Raw genomic sequence first — 4,468 nt, forward strand, 5'->3', positions numbered from 1 at the left:
TGGAACGTGTAGGGAACCTATCAGAAGAGAGCTTGGGTAACTTTATCATTATCGAGATAACCCATGAGGTGAGCCAAGGCAGCTACTACAAAAACCGCTTCAAGGCTATCCCTGCAACAATAAAGGCACTGCCAAGTCCGAAGGTGCGTATGCCATTGGCTGAAACACAGATGGCAACTGTGCTTAGTAATGCTGACCCACAGGGTAAGGGCCGTGTTCGTGTACGCATGAACTGGCAGACAGATGGTATGCAGACAGGCTGGGTGCGTGTGATGACCCCAGATGGCGGTAGCAGTAGTGACGTAAAGAGTAACCGTGGTTTTGTGTTTATCCCAGAGGTAGGCGACCAAGTCCTCCTCGGATTCCGCCATGGTGACCCTGCCCGTCCTTATGTTATGGGTAGCTTGTTTAATGGAACGACTGGTGGTGGCGGTGGTCAAGGCAACAACTGCAAGAGTCTCACCACACGAAGCGGTAGTTCCCTCAAACTTGATGACTCTGCAGGTAGCGTAACCCTACACGATAAAGGCGGTGTAAGCATGAACTTTGATGGCGGAGGAAATTTATCTATAACATCTAAAATTTCTCATACTGTTAATTCTGGGGAAATAGCCAAGATTAATGTTGGAGGGAAAAAAGATAGTCCCCCTATGTCGGCTTTAACAATGGATAACAAAGGCGTTATAGATTTAAAAGGACAAAAGCGTATTACATTTAAGGTTGGCGATAGCAGCATTATAATGTCAGCAGATGGCAATATAACTATTAGCTGCAAACAATATAAAATAGACGCAGAAGTTAATACAGAAATTAATGTAAGAGAAAGTTATTTGCGTTTGTATCCTACTCTAGCTTTTTTACATAGTAAGACAATGACACAACTAAACAGTGAGAATGTTATTAATGTGCATTCTGGGAAAGTTATTCATATAAATGGACAAAAATTTGTGAATATAAAGGGTAAGTTAATCAAGCTAAATTCATAATATAATGGGGAAAGGTGCTGCTCGAAAGGGAATTGATATAGCAGGACATTCTGGTCTTATAAATACAGGTAGTGACAATGTATTAATAGATGGATATCCTGCTGCTAGGAAGGGGGATGGCTTTATATGTCCGTCAGCATTCCATAATGGAAGTGGTATCATCATGGGAGGGTCAACATCTGTTCTTATAAATGGCAAACCTGCAGCAAAAATAGGTGATGAAACAATTTGTGGTGTACAAGCTCTTCCAACAGTAGGTGTAAAGGCTGCACAAGAAAACATTTTATTTGAGCCAATGCTTGCCAATCAGAATTATTCTAATGATAGTTATGTAAGAGCATTTGGAGTACAAGGAAGCTTGACTGATGAGAACGCTAATGGCATATATGATACTTTCAATTTTGATGCTCCTCTTATTTTAGATACAAAATACAATTCTCCAAATTGGGAGCCATTTGGAGAAGGTAACGGTGGAGTTGGTGTTGGTGTTGGTTACTCGGTTGGACACGGTAAAATAAAGGCAGGTCTTTATGGTGATGGGGTATACGGATCTGAAGCAGAGGCTGGTATTACAGGGCTACATCATGAAGCAAATGTACATATTGGGAAAGAGGGTGTATTATATGGTAATACAGCAGGATATGCAGATGTTGGCTATGCAGAAGCAAATGCCAAAGGAGAGTATATTGCCAATTGGGAAGAAAAAAGAATAGGAATGCAAACGGAGCTTGGTGCAAAAGCAGATGTCGCAAGAGCAGGAACAGACGGTACGGCAGATATTTTAGGAATTCTAAATGTTAAAGCTAATGTAGAAGTTCCGTTTGTGGCTGCTGATGCGTCAGTAAAGGGTGGCTGGTACTTAGACTTTGATGATTTAGAGGCACATATCAATGTAGGTGGAGATTTAGCATTGATTCTTGGATTAAAATGTGATTTGTCAGTAACTTTATCATTAAAGCCAATAACAAATTTCATAACAAATGCTGCTGAATATATAAGTAATGTATTAGGGTTTATTGCACCTAAAGATGGAATCGTTTTAACGGGAAGTTCAACTGTAATAATTGGAGGGTAAAAAATATGAGAATTATTTTATTCATCATGTTAGTCTTTGTATTTTATATCTTATTGATAATGATGTACAAGAAATATCATGGTAAAAAATTACTAATCTATTATCTAGTATGCCTTTTAGGTGCATGTATAATGTATACGCTTAGTTTAGTTTTAGCCGTAAGGTATGGTACGGAAATGATGGATGTGTGCCATGATTTCTACCATTCTATACTTGTCATTATTATGGTAGGTTTAAATATCATTATAATGGAAACTCTTGTAAATTTCCTCATTAAGGTTATGATGAGTTTCCATGTGAAATACAATGGTCTTGTCATGAATGAGGAACGTATTCAAGTAATAGATAAGTTCAAATCTTTATTCATAAAATGGGGTAGATTCATTTATCTAACAGGGTGTATAATTTTAATTGTAGGATGTATGTTTAGCTAAAGGAGGCTCTCCTACTGTATATTGTAAAGTTCTTATTATAGAAACGATTTATGAATGATATAAATAATAAAGAAATGTTTCCTATCCAACAATCTTATTCGAAAGAAGAACAGATTAAACGTTATTGGAAATGTAACTATACAACAGTAGAATCACAATTAGCATATTGGATTCTGCTACCTAAGGACGTAAAACCTGTACAGATTGAAAAGCAACCTATAGAAGGACTTGATATTAATAACATCGGGCAATATGTTAGTATTGACAAAACTTGTCCGCTGTTAGAAGTTTCCGTATATTATGAACATTGTTGGTATGAAATGAACTCTGCAGATTGGCTTGCTAAAAAACTTAATCTGATGGGAGAAAGTATTCTTCATTACAGAAAGATTAATGGTACATCAACGGGAACCTATGCTGACATCCTTACGGAAAAGACAATAAATAAAGATGAAAGTGTAATATCTCGTTTTACCGTGCTAAAAGACTATGATCCTGATTTTTCAGGAGCCAATTATTTTATGGTAAAAGCATCATGCTTTAAAGAAGATTATCAAGAAAGGATGTTCGATATGCTCCAAATCACAAATAATTGGGATTTGATAAACAAGACTAATTGGAACATGGCAGAAAATTTACAACCCTTTAGTTTCAAATTCAAACAAAATAATTTCATATTTTATTTCCCTGTATCATGGAAAATGTTTAAGGACAGCAATCACAATAATTTGTCCACCCAACCTATTCGTTTTCTTCTCAAGCATGAAGACGAAGGAAAGAATATTGGTATAGTCAATATATATTTGTATACAAAGACAAGCAAAGAAAATTTTGAAAGCATCGCCTCTAACATAGAAACACGTTTTAAAAATATATCAGAATTTGAATGCAAAATACAAAAAAAAATAGTTGATAATATTCTGAATCAAAATTAGAAAAAGTATGGTACATCCAAGGAAATTTAGAATATCCTGAAAAAAAAATCAGAGCTTTTCTTATGTCATATCTTATACAATGTAATAGTGGTATTTGTTATATAGAATCAATTGGACCGAGACCCAATTTAAATAATTATTATTGGGAAGCAGGCAAACGATGTATAGAGTTAATAGTTGAATCATTCGACAATATGGAATTCGCCAAGAAATAAAATTTGTAAAAGGCTCCTATCTGATGCACTGATTGTAACGACTACCTTTACTATCAGATTTCATCAATTTAGAGTTTTTGTAATATCATCTGTGTCTATTTATTACAACTCCATCACAGAATGTATTGGTAATGTACAAGTTTCGGAGAAGAATACGAGTGAAAATGGTAGCGTGTATAAAGTATCAGGAGAAAAAACGTCAAAGGTGTTATTGACTTGGTGAAATAAATACAGATAAAGACTCGTAAAAAAGACCTATTCCTTTTGGCTTTCTATATTAGATGATTGTTGATAGAAAGTAGTTGTTGTGCAATACTCTATGGTAATTTTGTAGTCTACAATTCTTTCTTGGGGCATATAGGAAATATTTCCAAAAAGAATCTGGGTAACTTCAGCATCATCGAGATAACCCACGAGGTGAGCCAAGGGAGCTACTATAAAAACCGCTTCACGGCTATCCCCGCAACGATAAAGGCACTGCCAAGTCCAAAGGTGCGTATGCCATTGGCTGAAACACAGATGGCAACCGTGCTTAGTAATGCTGACCCACAGGGTAAGGGCCGTGTGCGTGTGCGTATGAACTGGCAGACAGATGGTATGCAGACAGGTTGGGTGCGTGTAATGACACCAGATGGCGGTAGTAGTAAGGACGTAAAGAGCAACCGTGGTTTTGTATTTATCCCAGAGGTAGGCGACCAAGTCCTCCTTGGTTTCCGTCATGGTGACCCTGCAAGACCTTACGTTATGGGTAGCTTGTTTAACGGAGTGACAGGTAGCGGAGGCTTTGCTGCCAACCACAAGAAAAGTCTTACCACCCGAAGCG

3 protein-coding genes and 1 pseudogene are annotated in these 4,468 nt (G+C 37.1%); all 4 read left to right on the top strand.

Annotation, left to right across the window (positions count from 1 at the left end):
* On the top strand, window positions 1–986 hold a 986-nt coding region (locus HMPREF1505_RS13265; protein WP_036922300.1), incomplete at its 5' end, for a phage baseplate assembly protein V.
* Between the two features lie 4 nt (window positions 987–990).
* Window positions 991–2,061 (top strand): PAAR domain-containing protein, encoded by a 1,071-nt coding sequence (locus HMPREF1505_RS12585; RefSeq protein ID WP_051412301.1) that lies wholly within the window; start codon window positions 991–993, stop codon window positions 2,059–2,061.
* Between the two features lie 484 nt (window positions 2,062–2,545).
* Window positions 2,546–3,430 (top strand): hypothetical protein, encoded by an 885-nt coding sequence (locus HMPREF1505_RS02955; RefSeq protein WP_197017492.1) that lies wholly within the window; start codon window positions 2,546–2,548, stop codon window positions 3,428–3,430.
* 551 nt (window positions 3,431–3,981) lie between these two features.
* Window positions 3,982–4,468, top strand: a pseudogene (locus HMPREF1505_RS02960) (phage baseplate assembly protein V); the annotation flags it as partial.

Source organism: Prevotella sp. ICM33, assembly GCF_000517825.1.
Taxonomy (GTDB): domain Bacteria; phylum Bacteroidota; class Bacteroidia; order Bacteroidales; family Bacteroidaceae; genus Prevotella; species Prevotella melaninogenica.

Excerpts from the sequence above, each read along its gene's own strand:
- HMPREF1505_RS02955 (WP_197017492.1), top strand. The coding sequence starts at position 2,546 with ATGAATGATATAAATAATAAAGAAATGTTTCCTATCCAACAATCTTAT.
- HMPREF1505_RS12585 (WP_051412301.1), top strand. The coding sequence starts at position 991 with ATGGGGAAAGGTGCTGCTCGAAAGGGAATTGATATAGCAGGACATTCT.